This window comes from Paenibacillus sp. WG02, from assembly GCF_055396115.1.
In genome coordinates this window covers 2,021,818-2,039,325 of sequence record NZ_AP036016.1, presented here as the reverse complement: position 1 = coordinate 2,039,325, position 17,508 = coordinate 2,021,818, and the positions used below count along the sequence as shown (strand labels likewise).

The 17,508-nt window shown below is 44.5% G+C and carries 14 protein-coding genes; 4 read left to right on the top strand and 10 right to left on the bottom strand.

The window, feature by feature from the left end:
* Nucleotides 1–852 carry a diacylglycerol/lipid kinase family protein gene (locus tag ACBP55_RS09645; protein ID WP_464653275.1) on the top strand — a complete coding sequence of 284 codons (852 nt, stop codon included), beginning with the start codon at nucleotides 1–3 and terminating at the stop codon, nucleotides 850–852.
* A 15-nt stretch (nucleotides 853–867) separates the two neighbouring features.
* Here the strand turns inward: ACBP55_RS09645 and lplT are convergent, their stop codons facing one another.
* From lplT to ACBP55_RS09625, 4 genes are all read right to left on the bottom strand, one after another.
* Nucleotides 868–2,037: a lysophospholipid transporter LplT gene (gene lplT, locus ACBP55_RS09640; RefSeq protein ID WP_464651088.1), complete on the bottom strand. Its 1,170-nt coding sequence runs from the start codon at nucleotides 2,035–2,037 to the stop codon at nucleotides 868–870.
* Between the two features lie 15 nt (nucleotides 2,038–2,052).
* Entirely contained in the window at nucleotides 2,053–4,212 is a 2,160-nt protein-coding gene (locus tag ACBP55_RS09635) for an AMP-binding protein (protein ID WP_464651087.1), read from the bottom strand.
* Between the two features lie 589 nt (nucleotides 4,213–4,801).
* The gene (locus ACBP55_RS09630) at nucleotides 4,802–5,185 is read right to left on the bottom strand and encodes a VOC family protein (RefSeq protein WP_464651085.1); all 384 of its coding nucleotides are present in this window, start codon (nucleotides 5,183–5,185) and stop codon (nucleotides 4,802–4,804) included.
* 41 nt (nucleotides 5,186–5,226) lie between these two features.
* The gene (locus ACBP55_RS09625; protein WP_464651083.1) at nucleotides 5,227–5,958 is read right to left on the bottom strand and encodes a glycerophosphodiester phosphodiesterase; all 732 of its coding nucleotides are present in this window, start codon (nucleotides 5,956–5,958) and stop codon (nucleotides 5,227–5,229) included.
* A 208-nt stretch (nucleotides 5,959–6,166) separates the two neighbouring features.
* Here ACBP55_RS09625 and ACBP55_RS09620 point away from each other — a divergent pair, with 208 nt between their 5' ends.
* From ACBP55_RS09620 to ACBP55_RS09610, 3 genes are all read left to right on the top strand, one after another.
* Nucleotides 6,167–7,126 carry a carbohydrate ABC transporter permease gene (locus ACBP55_RS09620; protein ID WP_464651082.1) on the top strand — a complete coding sequence of 320 codons (960 nt, stop codon included), beginning with the start codon at nucleotides 6,167–6,169 and terminating at the stop codon, nucleotides 7,124–7,126.
* Nucleotides 7,123–7,944 carry a carbohydrate ABC transporter permease gene (locus tag ACBP55_RS09615; protein WP_173186043.1) on the top strand — a complete coding sequence of 274 codons (822 nt, stop codon included), beginning with the start codon at nucleotides 7,123–7,125 and terminating at the stop codon, nucleotides 7,942–7,944. Before ACBP55_RS09620 ends, ACBP55_RS09615 begins: the two co-directional genes overlap by 4 nt.
* A gap of 88 nt (nucleotides 7,945–8,032) precedes the next feature.
* On the top strand, nucleotides 8,033–9,424 hold the full coding sequence (locus ACBP55_RS09610) for an ABC transporter substrate-binding protein (protein WP_464651080.1): 1,392 nt from the start codon (nucleotides 8,033–8,035) through the stop codon (nucleotides 9,422–9,424).
* Nucleotides 9,425–9,527: 103 nt separating this feature from the next.
* On the opposite strand, the gene ACBP55_RS09605 is transcribed toward ACBP55_RS09610, so the two are convergent.
* The 6 genes from ACBP55_RS09605 to ACBP55_RS09580 all read right to left on the bottom strand — a co-directional run bounded on the left by ACBP55_RS09605 (nucleotide 9,528) and on the right by ACBP55_RS09580 (nucleotide 17,402).
* Nucleotides 9,528–11,228, bottom strand: coding sequence for a methyl-accepting chemotaxis protein (locus ACBP55_RS09605; protein WP_464651078.1), 1,701 nt, complete (start codon nucleotides 11,226–11,228; stop codon nucleotides 9,528–9,530).
* A 44-nt stretch (nucleotides 11,229–11,272) separates the two neighbouring features.
* A complete protein-coding gene (locus ACBP55_RS09600) occupies nucleotides 11,273–12,130 on the bottom strand; it encodes a protein phosphatase 2C domain-containing protein (RefSeq protein WP_464651076.1) in 858 nt (285 codons plus the stop codon).
* 41 nt (nucleotides 12,131–12,171) lie between these two features.
* Nucleotides 12,172–13,410, bottom strand: coding sequence for an extracellular solute-binding protein (locus tag ACBP55_RS09595; RefSeq protein ID WP_464651074.1), 1,239 nt, complete (start codon nucleotides 13,408–13,410; stop codon nucleotides 12,172–12,174).
* A gap of 100 nt (nucleotides 13,411–13,510) precedes the next feature.
* Nucleotides 13,511–15,178: an ABC transporter permease gene (locus ACBP55_RS09590; protein WP_464651072.1), complete on the bottom strand. Its 1,668-nt coding sequence runs from the start codon at nucleotides 15,176–15,178 to the stop codon at nucleotides 13,511–13,513.
* Entirely contained in the window at nucleotides 15,165–16,265 is a 1,101-nt protein-coding gene (locus ACBP55_RS09585; protein WP_464651070.1) for an ABC transporter ATP-binding protein, read from the bottom strand. The genes ACBP55_RS09590 and ACBP55_RS09585 overlap by 14 nt, the downstream gene beginning before the upstream one ends.
* Nucleotides 16,266–16,340: 75 nt before the next feature.
* The gene (locus ACBP55_RS09580) at nucleotides 16,341–17,402 is read right to left on the bottom strand and encodes an ABC transporter substrate-binding protein (RefSeq protein WP_464651068.1); all 1,062 of its coding nucleotides are present in this window, start codon (nucleotides 17,400–17,402) and stop codon (nucleotides 16,341–16,343) included.
* Nucleotides 17,403–17,508 lie beyond the last annotated feature (106 nt).

Here is a 17,508-nt window from a genome sequence, read left to right as displayed (position 1 = left end):
ATAGAGACTTATCTGCAGCTAAACCAAATCTCTTATCTGGCAAAAGTAACAACAAAGGCAGAAGAAGCCACTGAGCATGCCATCACGCTTGTTCAAGAATACCATGTCGATAAGCTGATCGTAATCGGTGGGGATGGAACGATTCATGAGGCTGCCGGAGGGTTATGGCACATACAAAAAACCGGACTGAATTGTCCACTTGCGGTCATTCCTGCTGGAACAGGCAACGATTTTGCCAAGGAATATGGCATTCCTACCCATTCTATCCAAGCTCTAGAAGCTGCGATATCGGAGGCTAAAAAGGTTAAAATTGATCTTCTACATACAAGCAGCGGAATGATTGCTGTGAATAGCATTGGGGCAGGTTTCGATGGCATGGTGGCGAAATTGACAAACGAGGCAACTTACAAAAAATTTCTCAATCGCATTGGACTCGGCAAGCTGTCCTACTTTATTTCGATCTTAAGAGTGTTCGCCACTTATCAACCCTGCACAGCATGGTTGGAAGTTGATGGAACGGTTCATGAATTGCCTGACATGTGGCTGGCAGCTGTTGCCAATATCCCCTTTTACGGAGGCTCCATTCAAATATGCCCTGCTGCTTCTCCTCACGACGGCTTAGCCGATATTGTCGTAATTCAAAGCAGAGGGCGATACCGATTGCTGCCTATCCTTTTCACCGTTTATCAAGGCAAGCATATTCATCATCCTGCTGTTTCTTTCTATAAAGGGACTTCGATTTCACTTCGTACACAAATACCTTTACTCGTCCAAGCGGACGGGGAATTCGCTGGATCAACACCGCTTCAAATCGAGATTGTACCTTCTGCCTTAACCGTTATCGGAACTTAACTAATTAAGGTTAACTTACACAACAATTTTCAAACGTTGACGCTGTATCATCAAGTATCCTACGAAGCCAGCTAGTATAATAGCGATTCCCATGATCGAGATATCAGGTGATAAACCATTCTTGGATATTTGTGTATATAGGCCTACACCTGCGAGCATCATGGCATTTTCCAGGAAATTTTGAACAGCAATCGTTTTGCCAGCCCCCACCATTCCCTGCCCTTTATCTTGAAGCACGGTATTCATCGGTACGATAAATACGCCGCCGCTGAAGCCTACGAGAAGAAGAAGTCCTATTGTCACATATAAGTTAGTAATAAGCGGGAACAACAGGATGCTGATAATCATAACAATCCCAAATACATAGGAATTATAATATTTACGTGCCGGAATCAATTTGGGCGTCATGAGTGCGCCAATCATAATCCCTATGCCCGTGACAGCTACAAGCATCGATATCTGATCGACAGACTGTATACCTAAATGTGCCGGCACCCATGCGATAATCGCAAGTCGGACAACGGAGGAAGTCATCCAGAATGAGCCCGTACCTACCAATGAAAAGCGGGTCGTGCGATCTTTTAACAAGAGCTTCATATCCGTTAGGAAAGTCCTAGCCTCTTTGACGTAGCGAATGCTCAAATTGCCTGAAGTTCTAGGAATTTTCAGCGTTAAAAGTAATGAAATCAAGTATAGCGCGAAGCAAGCAACAATAGACCCGGTAAGCGAGATTTTCGCCAAAACTCCGCCACACACAGAACCAATGAGAATCGCCATAATCGTATATCCCTCAATTCGTGCATTGGCTCTCAACAGTTCACTTTCCGAATGTGTAAGCGAAGGCAGAATGCCATATTTGGCAGGTGAATATACCGCGGCTCCAATCCCGACAATTCCGTAGCTGACAGCAGGATCCAGATGCAAGAACAGGGCAATAATTCCAATGGCTTTGATGGCGTTTCCGACTAAAAGGACTTGAGATTTCGGATTTTTATCTGCAAAGGCCCCAACGAACGGTGCAAAAATGACGAAAGCAATAAGAAAGCAGGCTTGCACAACGCCAATATAGTAATCAGGGAATGCATTTTGTTTAATAATCGCCAGGGTAATGAAGAGAATCATATTATCGGCAAAAGCGGAAAGAAATTGCGTCACATACAGTGTCTGAAGTGGATTCATTTTCATAACATTTCGCTCCCTTTAGGTTTCATGATCATCCTTCAGCGCCGATCGCTTGATCGTCACATAGTCTACTTTCCCGCTTCCTAGAAGAGGAAGTTTTTCTGCAAATCGAAGCTCCGAAGGCATGTAGAATGAGGGATGACCCTGCTGTTTCATCGATTCTCTGATCTGTTGAAGCTGGATACCGGGGATATTGTGATACACAACAATTCGCTCCCCTTTGCGCATATCTGGCACACTAACTGCTGCGCATATTGCCTGAGGCGGCAAGCTTGCAGCCACAAGCTCCTCCACCATCGGCAGTGACACCTTCTCCCCCCCAATTTTGGCAAAAGACTGCACTCTTGCTTGGATCGAGATATACCCTTGGTCATCCATTTGAACTACATCTCCGCAGCTATACCACTCTGGGCACGGGACGAAGCCCTGACCATGAATGAGATACCCTTTCATCACATTCGGCCCCTTCACCAACAAGTTACCGCCAAGCTCAATTCCTTCCACCTTTTCCAAACGGTAATCCATACCTGGCAGCACTCTCCCCACTGTGCCTTTCTTTGCAAACATGGGTGTGTTAAGCGAAATAACAGGCGCTGTCTCTGTTGTGCCATACCCCTCCAGAATACGAATTCCAAATTTATCAGACCAGGTTTGACGGACTTCCTCCTTCAATTTCTCAGCACCGGCCACGACATATTTGAGGGAATAGGCAAAATCATACGGATGCGCGGTTCTTGCATAAGCCGATAGAAACGTTGACGTCCCGAACAAAATCGTAATATTGCGGTCGTAGACTAACTCCGGAATGACTTTATAATGCAAGGGATTAGGGTAAAGCACGACTTTCATACCGGAAAGTAGGGGCAGCATCGTTCCTGCCGTTAATCCAAAGGAATGAAACATCGGCATCGCGCCAAGCACAATATCCGATCCGTTAAAGGCAATTACAGATTTGGCCTGCAGAATATTAGCAAACACATTGCGGTGTGTAAGGACGACCCCCTTCGGTTTACTTTCACTTCCTGATGTAAAAAGTACAACCTCGTTCTTTCCAGAGCCCACTGGTCCGTGAACTTTCCTTACATATTGAAAAATACCGGCACATTTATGTTTAAAAGTGATACTTTGTTTCACATCTTCGAGATAAACAATCTTGAAAGCTTCGCTAGCAGTATGGATAAAATCGGCAAGTCCCGCTTTGTCGATGAACGCTTTGGACGTAATAATCGTCTTCACAGTGGCTGTTTCGCATGCATCCAACATCGTCTGCTTCCCCGCCGAATAATTCAATACCGCCGGTGTCACTCCTAATCGGAATAATGTAAACAAGGTGACTACGTGTGCCGCAGCATTAGGCAATAGAACTGCAGCACGGTTCTCATCCTTAAGAAGTCGCTTTAGAAGCCCCGCCATCGTATACGTTGTGAGCAGTAATTTACGGTATGTTAAAGCGGAATCACTTATGATATCTTCACAAATTACCTTAGAATTGCCATGAAGTTTGGCAGCTATCAGCAGCTCATTGAATAAATTAAGCTCAGGCTTCATTCGGCTTTCCAGCAAATGATTCTGCATGCGGCTTCGAATGATATCCGTTGCTTGCTCCTTCTGAACTCGCCTGGAGATTTGTTCACTCATGGGCACTTGAAAAGCTTCGCCAAACGTGATGCTCACTGCCGGAAACCAGAATTGCTTCAATTTGCCGCGAAGATAGGATAACTTTGAATACTCCAATCCATTAATCGCAATTGGCAGCATGCGTGCTTGTGATCTCATTGCGATATAACCAATCCCACCATATACCTTCATCATGCCCCCCGTTGTTGTGATTCGTCCTTCTGGAAAAACAACAAGCGGTATTCCGCTTTGCACGGTTTTCAGCATCTTCCGCACCGAGTAGGGGTTCAACGGGTCTACTGAAATATGCGTCCGAAAAAGGAGCAGCCACGCAAAACGCTTCGCAATCCTTGTGTTAACAACAAAAGCCACTTCCTTCGGGAGTATCAGTGCTAAAAATACAGCATCCAACAATGAGACATGATTAGGAATAAGCACCGTTTTCTCCGTCAAATCGAGCCGCTCCATCCCCCTAACTTTAACCTTAAAGCTTGTCATCAAAACGGGACGCAATAGGGGAAGTAACAGTTTTAACAGAGCAACAAACAACCATTTGATCATTGGGACTCCTCCTAAGAGCTTTGCTTTTAGCAAAGCTATCTTCGTAAGCAACGACTGAGCTTTGCTTTTAGCAAAGCTATCTTCGTAAGCATCGGCAGAGCTTTGCTTTAGCTAAACTGGGTTCGTACACATAAGCTTTTTTGGGCTTCTCTTAATACCTGATCATAATTCCATTGTATGCATCTGCCTGGAATCTGATAGTACTAACTTTGCGTAGTACCCGCTCTTGGAGGATTTATTTTCTATGACACTAATGAAAATAATGATTTATTTGCTTATATCCATGCAACCTTCCCTCCTAAGATGGAACGATTGGTTTATTTTCGTGCAATATGTTCATCAGGCGGAACGTCAGTTCGCTATTTGTGTAATAATAGCCGTTTTCCGGCTCGAGGAGGAACGACGATTCACTATTTCCCCTTTTTCCGCTTGAATGAACAGGATTTGAGCAAAATAGCGACCTCTCGTTCCGCAAGTTGGTTATTTTCGTCAAAAACATCAAAATAGCGTCCTCTCGTTCCGCCAATGAAGCTATCAATGAAAAAAAGACCCATGCATCTAACTGCAAAGGCCTCTCTCTAAAAACATTTTAATTCCCATTAGGAACGTCACTTGTAATCGCCAAGGTATTTCCTTCTGTATCGCGGAAGAAAGCCATCCAAATATCGAAACTGCCCATTTTAGCTACCACATGCGGCTCACTAATAAAGGACACACCTCGTTCTAGAAAAGCCTCATACACCTGCTTAATATCCTCAACGTTATAATAAATAACAGAGCTTGGATGATTAAATTCAGGTTTTTCAGGAAGGCTTAGCATCAATCGAATGCCATTGCAATCAAAAAAAGCCATTTGAGAAGCTTGAAACAAAAACTTCATGCCTAATGTGTCGCGGTAAAAAGCAACGGCTCTTGGAATGTCAGCTGCATTTACTGAGATTTGCCCAATTTGAGTTAAGCTGTTCTCGCTCATACGTTTCCCCTTCCAAACTTTGATACCCATATTCTACCATACTACAGGTCTAATAGCTCCCTTAGCCTTGCTGGGTAATCGGTAATTATTCCTGAAACACCGGAAACTATCATCCTATGATAATCGGCCAAGTCATTTACCGTGTAAGGATAAACAGCAAGCCCAGAAGCTATTGCCGCTGCAACATCTTCTTGTTCTATGCAATGGTGATGAGGATGCAACGAAAACACATCTACACCCATTTGCCCAGCATAAGCTGCATGATCAATAAGGTTTGCAGCGTACAACAACCCTACCTTCACCTCAGGCTCGGCCTGCTTAATTCTACGTATCACCTTGTGATCGAAAGAAGAAATGACCACATCTTCCATTCTGCCGCTTTCACGCAAAAATGCTAGAAGCGCCTTCTCCATTCGCCCTTCATAAGCATGTTTCACTTCCACATTAATGAAGAACCCTCTTGGCAATAAATCGAATACTTCACGCAGTAGCGGTAACCGTTCCTCCCTGAAAGCCTCTGAGAACCAAGACCCAGCATCCAACGACTTCAAATCACTCCAACTGTGAGCGCAAATAAGTCCGGAACCATTCGTCGTCCGATCCAGTGTAGCATCATGACAGACGACAATCTCTCCATCTTTCGTTATATGTACATCTAGTTCGATGCCTTCTGCCCCTTGCTCTACAGCTAAAGCAAAAGAAGCTAGCGTATTTTCCGGTGCTTCCCCAGCCGCTCCGCGATGTCCAATTACGATCGGTTTTTGTTTGTTCATTGTTTGACACTCCCCACATGTAAGGTTCTACTATGCTCAAATTATAGAGGAAATGGCTCGTTCTTGCCCAGTAGTTTATTCGTAAAGGTTACGTAAATAAATTGGATAAATACATAATAAATTAATTTCTATTTAACATGGGTCAAATAAAGCATCGTTAAGCTAATAGCATATTACTAGTCTAATAACGTTCGTGAAGGAGCACCGCATGAATACGATGGATAGAGATTTGCCGCTTTCAACAACAACTAAACCAACTGCAAAAGTGGGTCACCCTCCCCGTGCGCTGATCAACCAGAAATTGGCCGAAACGCTGCTTGGTTATGTTTTCTTATTCCCTTCGCTCTTGCTATTTGCGATCTTTCTATTCTACCCCCTGATTCAAACCTTTTATCTGAGCGTTCACGAAACGGATCCGCGAGGCAGAGTTGCTTCTTATGTTGGTTTCGATAACTTCATTGCTATCTTCACTTCCGAGCGATTCTATAAAAGTTTGGAAGTCACAGGTCTTTTTACACTGCTTACCGTGCCAACCGGCATTGTTCTTGCGCTTTTGCTCGCCGCACTTACACATAATCACTTAAAAGGAATGCGAATCTTTCAATTCATATTCTCGCTGCCTGTTGTTCTATCCGTAGGAACCTCTGCGGTGATCTGGATGATGCTATTTCACCCGAGTGTCGGGATGTTGAATTACTTACTTAGCGTTGTCGGCTTAGAACCAGTGGCTTGGTTAACAGATCCAAGATGGGCACTGCTTTCCGTCTCTATGATGACGGTTTGGATGAATCTCGGCTTTAACTACATCGTACTTCTAAGTGGCCTGCAAGGCATTCCAGAAGAGATCTATGATAGCGCCAAAATCGACGGATCAGGTCCATTCCGTACCTTTATCCAAATCATCTTCCCTTTGCTTTCACCGACAGTGTTCTTCGTCACCATTGTCTCGATTATAGGAGCATTTCAGTCCTTCGGACAGATTCACATTTTGACCAAAGGCGGTCCTGTTAATTCCACAGATGTCCTTGTATACAGCCTGTATCAGGATGCCTTCATCAACTTCCGATTCGGGACTGGTAGTGCACAAGCCCTTGTCCTGTTCACTATCATCCTTATTTTCACCATTGTGCAATTTAAAGTTTTTGAAAGGAATGTGCACTATCAATGACGCATCGATTACAAAATACATTCGTTTATGTTCTGCTGATCATCTTAGCTGCACTCGTGCTATATCCTATTTTTTATACGTTTACCGCAGCCTTCATGACGCCTGAGGAAGCATCGGCCTATCCGCCCCGCTTCTGGCCGAGCAGCTTCTATATCGGCAGTATCGTCGCAGTTTTCAAATTAGTCCCCATCGGCAAATTTATTGCCAACAGTTTGGTCGTCTCGATCATCATTACGGCTGGACAGCTCATTACATCCAGCATGGGCGCTTATGCTTTTGCTAACATTCGTTTCAAGGGTAAAGCTGCCATCTTCGCGATATTCATGGCCACCATGATGATTCCATGGGAGGTCACCATCATTCCAAACTATTTGACGGTTAAAAAGTGGGACTGGCTCGATAGCATTCAAGGATTAACTGTTCCATTCCTGGCGACTGCTTTCGGTACCTTTCTGCTGCGCCAATTTTTCTTACAGCTGCCTAAGGAGCTGTTCGAAGCAGCACGGATTGATGGCTGTGGGCACTTTCGCTGCTTTTTCCGAATTGTGCTGCCCCTAGGCCGACCGGCACTTGCAACGCTAGCTGTCTATGCATTCCTTAGCTCGTGGAACAGTTACTTATGGCCGCTTCTCATTACGAACAGCGAGGCAAAGCGAACGGTTCAAATAGGCATCGCCATGCTCCAATTCGAAGAATTAACCGTTTGGAACTTGGTCTTAGCAGGTGTAACTATTGTCTTGCTGCCTTCTCTATTGCTTTTAGTACTCGGATTGAAGCAGCTCGTTCGAGGACTTACTGCTGGTGCTGTGAAAGGATAGTCCCCCTGCAAGATGGCTGCTCTGTTCAGCAATAAGCTGACCCAGATTTCCATAAATATAGAAATGATAAGGGAGAGAAACAAAAACAATGAAGACATTGAAAATGAGAAGTTCTGCTATCGCAATCACAGCACTCATGGTGCTATTAACTAGCGCATGTGGCAAGGCTGATACAACGACATCAGGAAGTACAACAGATACCAAATCCTCCGCTTCTCCTGCTGCCGCAGATACGAAAAAATCGGCTGAACCGGTTAAAGTTATTTGGTGGCACTCCATGAGCGGTGAGCTTGGCAAAGCCGTAGATAAACTTGTTGCAGACTTCAACGCTTCCCAAAAAGATGTACAAGTCGAAGCTGTTTTTCAAGGCACATACGATGAAAGCTTAAATAAAATGAAAGCTTCCATGGATACCAAAAGCGGTCCTTCTCTGATTCAAGTATACGAAATCGGCTCCCGTTTCATGATCGACTCCAAGGCAATTACACCCGTCCAAAAGTATGTCGATGCCGATAAATTCGATCTCTCCCAGCTTGAAGACAATATTTTGAATTACTATAAATTCGATGGCAAACTGTATTCCATGCCTTTCAATACATCGAATCCGATCCTTTATTACAACAAAGATATGTTTAAAGCTGCCGGTCTCGATCCTGAAAAGCCGCCAACGACCTTTGAAGATGTCGCCAAAGCTTCTCAAGCATTAAGCAAAAACGGTAAAGCAGGCGCATCCTTTGCCATCTATGGTTGGTTCATGGAGCAATTCTTTGCCGGACAAGGCGCCGAATACCTGAACAATGGTAACGGTCGTACGGCAGCAGCTACGGAATCCTTGGTCAATAGTGATTCAGGCGTAAAGACTTTAACGTGGTGGAAGCAAATGGTCGACAACAAAACAGCTTCTAACCTAGGACGGAAGACGGATGATACGAAGAAAGCGTTCTTGGCTGGCCAAGTCGCTATGACTTTAGATTCCACAGCCTCATTGCGCGGAATCGTGAGTGGCGCTGACGGTAAATTCCAAGTCGGAACCAGCACTCTCCCTAAACCAGCTGATGCAAAGGATGGCGGTGTTGTTGTCGGTGGCGCAAGTCTCTACATCTTAAACAACAAATCCGAAGCTGAGCAAAAAGGCGCATGGGAGTTCATTAAATTCCTGACCAACCCACAAACACAAGCTTGGTGGCATGTCAACACGGGCTACTTCCCAATTACGAAAAAAGCCTACGACGAGCAGCTGGTGAAGGATAATCTTGCCAAATATCCGCAATTCCAAACTGCCATTGATCAACTGCACAATACAAAAGCTAATAAAGCCACACAAGGTGCTGTAATGGGTGTATTCCCAGAAGCTCGTCAGCTTGTAGAAACAGCGGTCGAAGAAGCCCTTACAGGCAAGAAGGCTCCGAAGGAAGCGCTGGATGCTGCTGCGAAGAGCATCACAGAGAAAATTGGCGCTTATAATAAGACAGTGAAGTAATTAGAAACAACGATTTGACTACGAGAAATAAACTCAAAAAGCGTGTGCCGATATTTATCGGTGCGCGCTTTTTGAGTTCAACTTTTTCTTAGATGGTTTGAAACTACAGTTTGAACTTAAGGATCAAATGCTGCAAGCTTTCAGCCATGCTAGACAAATGGGAGGCAGATGAGGAAATACCTTCCATGGAAACCAACTGCAGATCAGATGCGCTGGCTACAGACTGGGTATTATCATTAGCATTTCTGGCAATCGATGCAGTTGAAATAATAGATGCAGTGATTTGCTCGGATGAGGCTGCCATTTGCTCTGAGATCGCTGAAACCTCTTGAATTTCATTGTTGATATGCTGAATGGAATCGAGTATAGAACCGAACTTTTCACTTGTCGTTTCAGCCACAGAGATACCTATCGTAACTTCACGAGTAACGGATTGTATCGCTTCTACAGCATGCCTTGTCTCTGTTTGAATTTCATGGATTAACGCTGCAATTTCGTTAGCGGAAGAACTGGATTGTGCAGATAGTTTTTTCACTTCATTCGCAACGACCGCAAACCCTCTTCCTCCTGCACCCGCTCTTGCAGCTTCGATGGAAGCATTCAGTGCCAGTAAGTTTGTCTGGGTTGCAATGTCGGATATCATCGACACAATCGCGCCAATTTCTTCCGACCGCTGCCCCAGCAGCCCAACAAAATCAGCCGTTGTGGTTGCTGAATCTTGAATCAATCCCATTTGAGCAACGACTTGACGGATCGCTACATTTCCTTGCTCGGCTTGCGTGGAAGTTTCAACGGACTTTTCCGAAACGACAGATGACGTTTCTGCAATTCGTCCGATGCCTATTGCCATTTCTTCCATGGCCTTAGCTGCTTCTTCCGTACTGATGAGCTGATCAGCGGCCCCTCCAGCAACTTCCTGAACGGCAGCAGCAACTTGTCTCGAAGAGGCGGCTGTTTGATTAGCACTTGATGCAAGCTCTTCGGATAAAACTACGACCTGAGCAGAGGTTGCTGCCGTTTGCTGCAAAGTTTCCCTCAAATGAACGACCATGTCGTTGGCTGCCTTGGCTAATTGCCCCAACTCGTCCTTGCTTTTTACTTTTAAAGGCTGGACATCTAGTTCCCCTTTGGCTACTTGGACGATATGGGAAGTAACCTTATGTAGGGTTTTGGAAACTAGTAAATGAACACTCACAATGACTGCTGCCGCTGCAAGCAAGCTAAAGATCAACAATAAGGTCAGACCCGTCTTCGCTGAAGAGAAGGCGCCAATTGCATCATTCGTTGCATGGACAGCCTCGCTGTCGTTGTATATTTTCATTTTGTCAAAGATAGCCTGTACCGTCACATTCAGCTCTTCCGCTTGTGCAAGCAATTGCGCAGCCTTGGCGCCATTTTTAGCTTGACTTGCTTCTAAAGTCTGTTTATTGACGTTTTTAAATTCGTTCCACTTGCCATTAAATTCAGCCAGATTTTTGCGATCTTCCTCCATAACAGCCTTTTTTTCATACTCGGCCAATGTCTGATCGATTTTTCGATATACGAGAGCAATACTGCTTTCCTGTCTGTCTTTACCGGTCTTAAGCGTTTCATCTAGATGCATGACAGTCAACCGCATGACATGCTCTACCTCGAAATTCAACTCATTGATTAACTCTACGCCGGGCAAAGAGACAGCCGTTATGGAATCAATCCGTTCCTTCATGATATTCATTCGATTGATTGAAAATAGCGCCATGACAAGCATCAATACAAAAATGATGGCAATCCCTAGCATGATTTTTTTCCCGACAGATAATCTCATATATCAACTACCTTCTAGTAATAAAATATAAAATGGCTGCTTATCTATTCAAACTGAATCCATATCCCTGTTTTATCATCCGAAACCTTGAAACGAGGGTAACGCAGGCAATCCTTATCATTTAATTCAAGATTGAACAACCAATCCGCATAATCGCCCAATGTGCTATTGGTAATGGAGGTAGTCAACTCCTGAATGACGTCAATCGGCTCGCCTCCGCGTTCTGTATGCGGGAAAAGCCCGTCGGTAACAAGCAGTAATGACTTCAACTGAATTCGGTTAATTCTACCGTATTCGATGAATTCGGCTAGATGCGGTTCACCGCTCATCACAGAGTAGCCGGCCATCGTATTCATCTTCGATTTATTTTGCAAAATGATCGGTTTAACGAGTTCCCAAAGGTCCTCTCGCTTCACAATGCCATTCTCGATGCCTTGCTCCCAAATGTGTTTGGATTCAAGATCAATATGCGCGACCTGATCACGCGAAATCGTCCGTAGCGACCCATCCTGATAAACAGCCACGATCATACAATCTCCAACCTGTGCATAATCGATATAGTTATCCTCGATCCGGATGAGAGCGAGCGAACTCGTCCATAAAGCAGCTTTATCCGATGTATGGATGCCGGCTGCTTCCATTTTCTCCCTCAATCGGATATTAGCTTGGACAACCAACTGCTTGAGATCAAAATCAGCGACATCCTCCGCTTGCAGCGACTCCAAATACTGTTTGATCACTTGTGAGGCCAAGTAGCCCCCCGTTTCGTTGTTAGGACCACGAAAGGGATGCAGAGAAGTTGCACCGTCCAGTACCCCAAATAAATGTAACTGTTCATTGCCAACGAGTGCATCTTCATTCCATTCACCGCTGCCCGGTAAGGATAGTTTTTCTACATGCATAGTTGTACGCCACCTTCATCTCATGTCTGTAATTTCTTCGTCTATTTGAGAAGCCAAGTCTCGTATTCTTCCTCAAAATGCTTTTCCTTCGCATCGTTCGGATCTTGTTCTAATTGCTCCAGCATGGATTGTGTGTAGCTCCACCGTTCGAAGTCCATCTTTGCAGGCCTCTTGGCTGAGAACATACGCACCGAATCGAGCATCATCTTTTGACTTGCATTCCACTGGCCTTCTTCTTGCAGCTTCAGTAGGACATCGGACCGCGAAGGAATTAACCCAATGCTGCGCCATAAAGCATTTTGCGTGGTCTCTTGAATCATATAAGAAATAAAGCTGTTAGCCGCTTTCACTTTGGTTTGTGTTGAATTTAAAACAATCATCCCATCGATGCTAGGCACAATTCCCTGTTGCTCCAGCCCAGGTAGCCACTGAGCATTATATTGGAACTTACCGCCAATATATCGTTCTACCGTCATCAGTTGTTCAGAAGAACTTAGGAATAGACCGATTTTTCCATTAATAAAATCACTTGCAGCCCGACGGTGAGTGAGTGGCTTCATCACTTTCAAGTTATGAACCCACTCTCCCCACATCGATATCGCAGAGTCAAACTTCCCATATTCCTCCGTACCGCCATGGCTTTCCTTCACGTTTAAGCTCTCTAGATACCAAGGCAATTCCTTGTCGATGGCAATTCCCCAGTGCCCTTTCATACCTCCGTCGTTCCCAATCAAGTTTGTTTCCATTGCCGCATTCGACACTTCACCCCATCCGGTAAAAGAGCCCTTTTGAGAATTCTTGAGCAGTTCCTCCCGGTAATAAAGCATAGGTATGCTTCCACCAATCGGCACCGCCCAATCCAGGTCTGAGTAATGGAAAGGCTCGGTAAACGTAGGCTGCAGTTTCTTCCATTCTGGTATGGATAAATTATCTACGGGAAGCACCGCTCCGGCATCCACCAGCTTGGCAATCCCATAAAAGCTCTTTATTTCAGCAAGCTGTGGCGCCGCATTAGCGGATATGGCCGCCATTAATTCCGTAAATAATTGATCACTCGAGCGGAAGTATCTCACATCCACATCAATATTGGGATAAGCTTGATGAAACTCATTTATTGAGGTCTCCAAGCCCTGACTATACACCCAGATGGATAGAGCCGTTCCACGAACAGATTCTGCGCTTGTAGTCGTCGATTTCTTATGATTAAACATAAATGAGGTTGCAATGATAAGGATCAGTTGTATCGCTATGCCCCAAATTATCCATCTATTCCGCTTCATGGTTCCTCCCGGTAAGCTCATCATGACAATCATTTTCATTGTAGCACGACAAGTTCCCGAAATCATGAGCGTTCATAAAAGACGCTTCTCACTCAAGCCGTTACAGCTGCAGCCCCTTTTTGCTTAGCTTATTAGCTATGATCAAGGAGATTAACGTGGTGAGGGACAGGATCGAGGCCAGAGCCGCACCTGTACCATAATTTGCCGTAAATACCTCGCTGTAAATCGTCACGGTAATCGTTGCTGTCGCCCCGTAGTAAAGAACAATCGTAGAACTTAATTCATTAATTGTTGTGACCCAACTTAGAATTGCTCCAGACAAAACGCCAGGTGCCATCAAACGTCCTGTTGTCTTGAAGAATGTCTTCATCGGTGGAACACCAAGGCTGATCGAAGCTTCCTCTACGCTGCGATCCAATTGATACAAGATTGCCGTACTGGAACGAATCGTGTATGGCAGCTTGCGCACCACATAAGCGATGACCAGAATAACCCATGTCCCTGTCAGCACCACAGGAGGCTTATTAAAAGCAATGATCATGCTGATCCCCAAAACAGTTCCCGGCATGACATAAGGTATCATGATCAAGGAATCGAGCATCGCTGTCAGCTTCGATTTCCTGCGCACCAACACGTAGGCTACTAGCATCCCCATGACAACCATGATTACGATGGATATAAGGGAGTAGGTGTACGTATTCAAGATCGCTTTGGGTACGCGGAACAAAATTTCTTTATAACTATTTAAACTAAATCCACTTTGAAATACCGGTCCTTTGGTTTTGATGAAGGAGGTCACAATGACCGTCGCCTGAGGAATAATCGATACACATGCGACCAACAGAGCAAAGCCAGTAAATAGCCATTTCTTCAGCGGCCCCAGTACTTCTACTTTCGGTGTACGCATACCCGTCATCGTATAATTTTTGCGGGAGACAAAGTATCGTTGTAGAAACAAAATACTCGTTGAACAAATGATAAGGATCACACTTAACGTACTAGCCATGGCGGGGTTTCCACCCATCTCACTAATGAACTGCTCATAAGCTAAGATTGGCAATACCTTGAAACCTTGGCCAAGCAGCATCGGTGTACCAAAATCTGCAAATGACGCCATAAATACCATTAATGCGCCTGCTGAAAGTGTAGGGAATATCAACGGAATCGTAACGGTGCGCAGCCTGTGGAAGCTTGAACGACCCAAGCTTTCTGCTGCCTCTTCGAGCGAAGTGTCAATCGTTTTCAATGCTCCTGAAACATACAAATAAATATGCGGATAGAACTGAAGGGTAAAGACGAATACGATGCCCTTCCAGCCATATATTGAGGAAAATGGAATCCCAATATCATGCAGGAAACGTGTTAGAAAACCGTTATTCCCCAACATCAAAATCCAAGAATAGGCTCCAATAAAAGGAGGGGAAAGTAGGGACATAATAACAAGAATTTGAATAATGCCTTTAAATTTCACATTGTACCGAGTCGTGATATAGGCTAGCGGAACGCCTATTAGGATCGAGAACACTGTCGTAAGTACGGATACCTTCAAACTGTTCCAAAGGGCGCTGTAATAATACTTCAACTTAATGAAATTCGCGTAGTTGGCAAATGAGAACATCCCTTGGTCGTTAAAGAAACTGTTGAATAGCAAGGAGAACAAAGGATATACGATAAAAGCGAGTAGAAAGAGATAAACAAACAATGTCACCCAAGACCAGAAATCCCATTGTTTGAAGGAGAACCACCGGCTTCTCTTAACGGCTTGCACGGTAGACCGCCTCCTTGCCGCTTTCATCAAACATCGTTGCTTTATCCAGTTGTAAATTCACATAAACAACTTGCTTCACCTTACGCAGCTGATGAGGCTCAACAGCATGCTCTTGAACGTCGATCACAAAACCATTTGGAAGCTCGATTAAATAGCTTACTTTTTCGCCAAGAAAAGTAACGGATTCGACAGTACCTCGAATTAAATGCTCGCCTGTGTTCTCGGATTCAAGCCGAATACGCTCGGGACGCAGAGAGAACAGTGATTTCCCTTCGTATGACTTCAAGAGAGGCAGCCGGAAGGACGTTCCGAGCAATTGAATCTCTGCTTCATTTTGATCACTTTTACTCCCGCGGCACTGAGCCTCGATAAAGTTCGATGTACCGATGAAGTTGGCTACAAATTGGTTAGCCGGATAGGCATAAATGTCCTCTGGAGGAGCAATTTGTTGAATGATGCCTTCACTCATTACAGCGATGCGGTCGGAAACAGCCAAAGCCTCTTCCTGATCATGCGTTACGTAAATTGTCGTGATGTTCAGTTCTTTTTGGAGCCTGCGAATGTCCGATCTCATCTTGATACGTAATTTGGCGTCAAGGTTGGACAATGGTTCATCCATTAATAACAAGCCTGGACGAATTACGATAGCCCGTGCCAATGCAATCCGCTGCTGCTGACCGCCGCTCATATTAGAAGGAACACGATCCCGCAAGTGCTGCAGCTGAACCATCTCTAGCGCTTCCACTACGCGCTGTTCCATTTCTTTCTTATTCACATTCCGAGCCTTTAATCCATAAGCCACGTTTTCAAACACAGTCATATGAGGAAAAATTGCATAGTTTTGAAAAACCATCCCAATGTTTCTTTCATGTGTCGGCACATCATTAATCTTGCGATCGCCGAAGTAAATATCGCCTTCTTCTTGACGGTAAAAGCCAGCAATTGTCCGCAGCAGCGTAGTTTTTCCGCATCCGCTTGGACCCAGTAAGGTGAAAAATTCCCCTTCTTGGATTGTGAAATGAGCATCATTGACTGCCTTGGCGGTTCCGAAATATTTGGTCACGTGGTCAAAGACGATTTTTTGCATATTAGTTACCTCCGATGTCTAGAAAAAAGGTGCCTAGACCGTTAAAGTAAGGCACCGCTCATTTAATCAAAATCCTTATTCTTGTCCAGAAACAATTTTGCCGAAACGTTTAATATTATCTTCTTTCTTGCTGGAAGCCCAATCAAAATCATAGTCAACGAGCTTGATATCTTTGGCTTGTGCAATACCTTGAATCACTTCTGCATCCTTACGGACGGAACGGCGTTTGAATTCCTTTTGAATGAGAGACTGCACGTCTTTGCTTACTAGGAAATCGATAAATTTCTTCGCATCTTCCATATTTTTAGCACCTTTGATGACTGCAGCTCCATCGGGTACAGCTGAAGTTCCTTCGGATGGATAAATAATTCCGACTTTGGCGCCGCCTTCTACGTAACGATAAGCTGCTTCCTCTAATGTAACTCCAAGCGCAAATTCTTTGTCAGCTACCCCTTTATAGACCTGGCCGGAGCCTGACAATACTTTACCATCAAGGTTAGTTACAAACTTTTTAATAAAACCCCAACCTTGGTCTTTACCGTTTGCTGTCAGCATGGTGATTAATTGCGTGTAAGAAGAACCAGACTTTGCAGGATCCGCATAGGCAATCTTCCCTTTCCATTTCGGATCCAATAGATCCGTCCAGCCCTTAGGCTCTTCGCCTGCTTTAACCAATTCTTTGTTGTACATGATGATCATTGGGAGTGCCGCAAATGGTGTCCATACATTGTTTTTGTCTACATATTGCGGAGAAATATTGTCGTATTCTTTTGTTTTATAAGGTTCAAAATATTTTTTATAGGCTTCAAGAGAATCCGCACCGCCAGCCCAAAATACATCGCCCAGCGGATTAGCAGCCTCGGCTTGTACACGCTTCAGAAGGTCACCTGTACCACCGGAAATCAACTGTACCTCAATACCTGTACGGTCCTGGAACTCCTTAATAATCGGGTTATTAAGCTCTGCTGCATTCGGGGAATACAAGGTAAGCTTTCCACCCGTCTTGGGTGAGGGTTGACTAGTCGCAGGTTGTGCAGAAGATTCGGCAGGTTTTGCTGTTGGGGTCTCTTTTGCACCGCATCCGATCAGAGAACTGACAAGCAGCAGGGATAGAAGACTGGTTAGTGATTTTTTCATTTTGTTAACCCTCCATATGATTTGTGTCTTTATCTTTCTAGTTTTACTATACGTTCAGATGAAAGCACTCTCAATGTGACGAATTTTCGTATTTGTTGAAATTTTT

What these genes read in the sequence shown, in the direction of transcription:
- lplT (WP_464651088.1), bottom strand. Translation starts at nt 2,037, where the DNA reads ATGAAAATGAATCCACTTCAGACACTGTATGTGACGCAATTTCTTTCC.
- ACBP55_RS09635 (WP_464651087.1), bottom strand. Translation starts at nt 4,212, where the DNA reads ATGATCAAATGGTTGTTTGTTGCTCTGTTAAAACTGTTACTTCCCCTA.
- ACBP55_RS09630 (WP_464651085.1), bottom strand. Translation starts at nt 5,185, where the DNA reads ATGAGCGAGAACAGCTTAACTCAAATTGGGCAAATCTCAGTAAATGCA.
- ACBP55_RS09625 (WP_464651083.1), bottom strand. Translation starts at nt 5,958, where the DNA reads ATGAACAAACAAAAACCGATCGTAATTGGACATCGCGGAGCGGCTGGG.
- ACBP55_RS09620 (WP_464651082.1), top strand. Translation starts at nt 6,167, where the DNA reads ATGAATACGATGGATAGAGATTTGCCGCTTTCAACAACAACTAAACCA.
- ACBP55_RS09615 (WP_173186043.1), top strand. Translation starts at nt 7,123, where the DNA reads ATGACGCATCGATTACAAAATACATTCGTTTATGTTCTGCTGATCATC.
- ACBP55_RS09610 (WP_464651080.1), top strand. Translation starts at nt 8,033, where the DNA reads ATGAAGACATTGAAAATGAGAAGTTCTGCTATCGCAATCACAGCACTC.
- ACBP55_RS09605 (WP_464651078.1), bottom strand. Translation starts at nt 11,228, where the DNA reads ATGAGATTATCTGTCGGGAAAAAAATCATGCTAGGGATTGCCATCATT.
- ACBP55_RS09600 (WP_464651076.1), bottom strand. Translation starts at nt 12,130, where the DNA reads ATGCATGTAGAAAAACTATCCTTACCGGGCAGCGGTGAATGGAATGAA.
- ACBP55_RS09595 (WP_464651074.1), bottom strand. Translation starts at nt 13,410, where the DNA reads ATGAAGCGGAATAGATGGATAATTTGGGGCATAGCGATACAACTGATC.
- ACBP55_RS09585 (WP_464651070.1), bottom strand. Translation starts at nt 16,265, where the DNA reads ATGCAAAAAATCGTCTTTGACCACGTGACCAAATATTTCGGAACCGCC.
- ACBP55_RS09580 (WP_464651068.1), bottom strand. Translation starts at nt 17,402, where the DNA reads ATGAAAAAATCACTAACCAGTCTTCTATCCCTGCTGCTTGTCAGTTCT.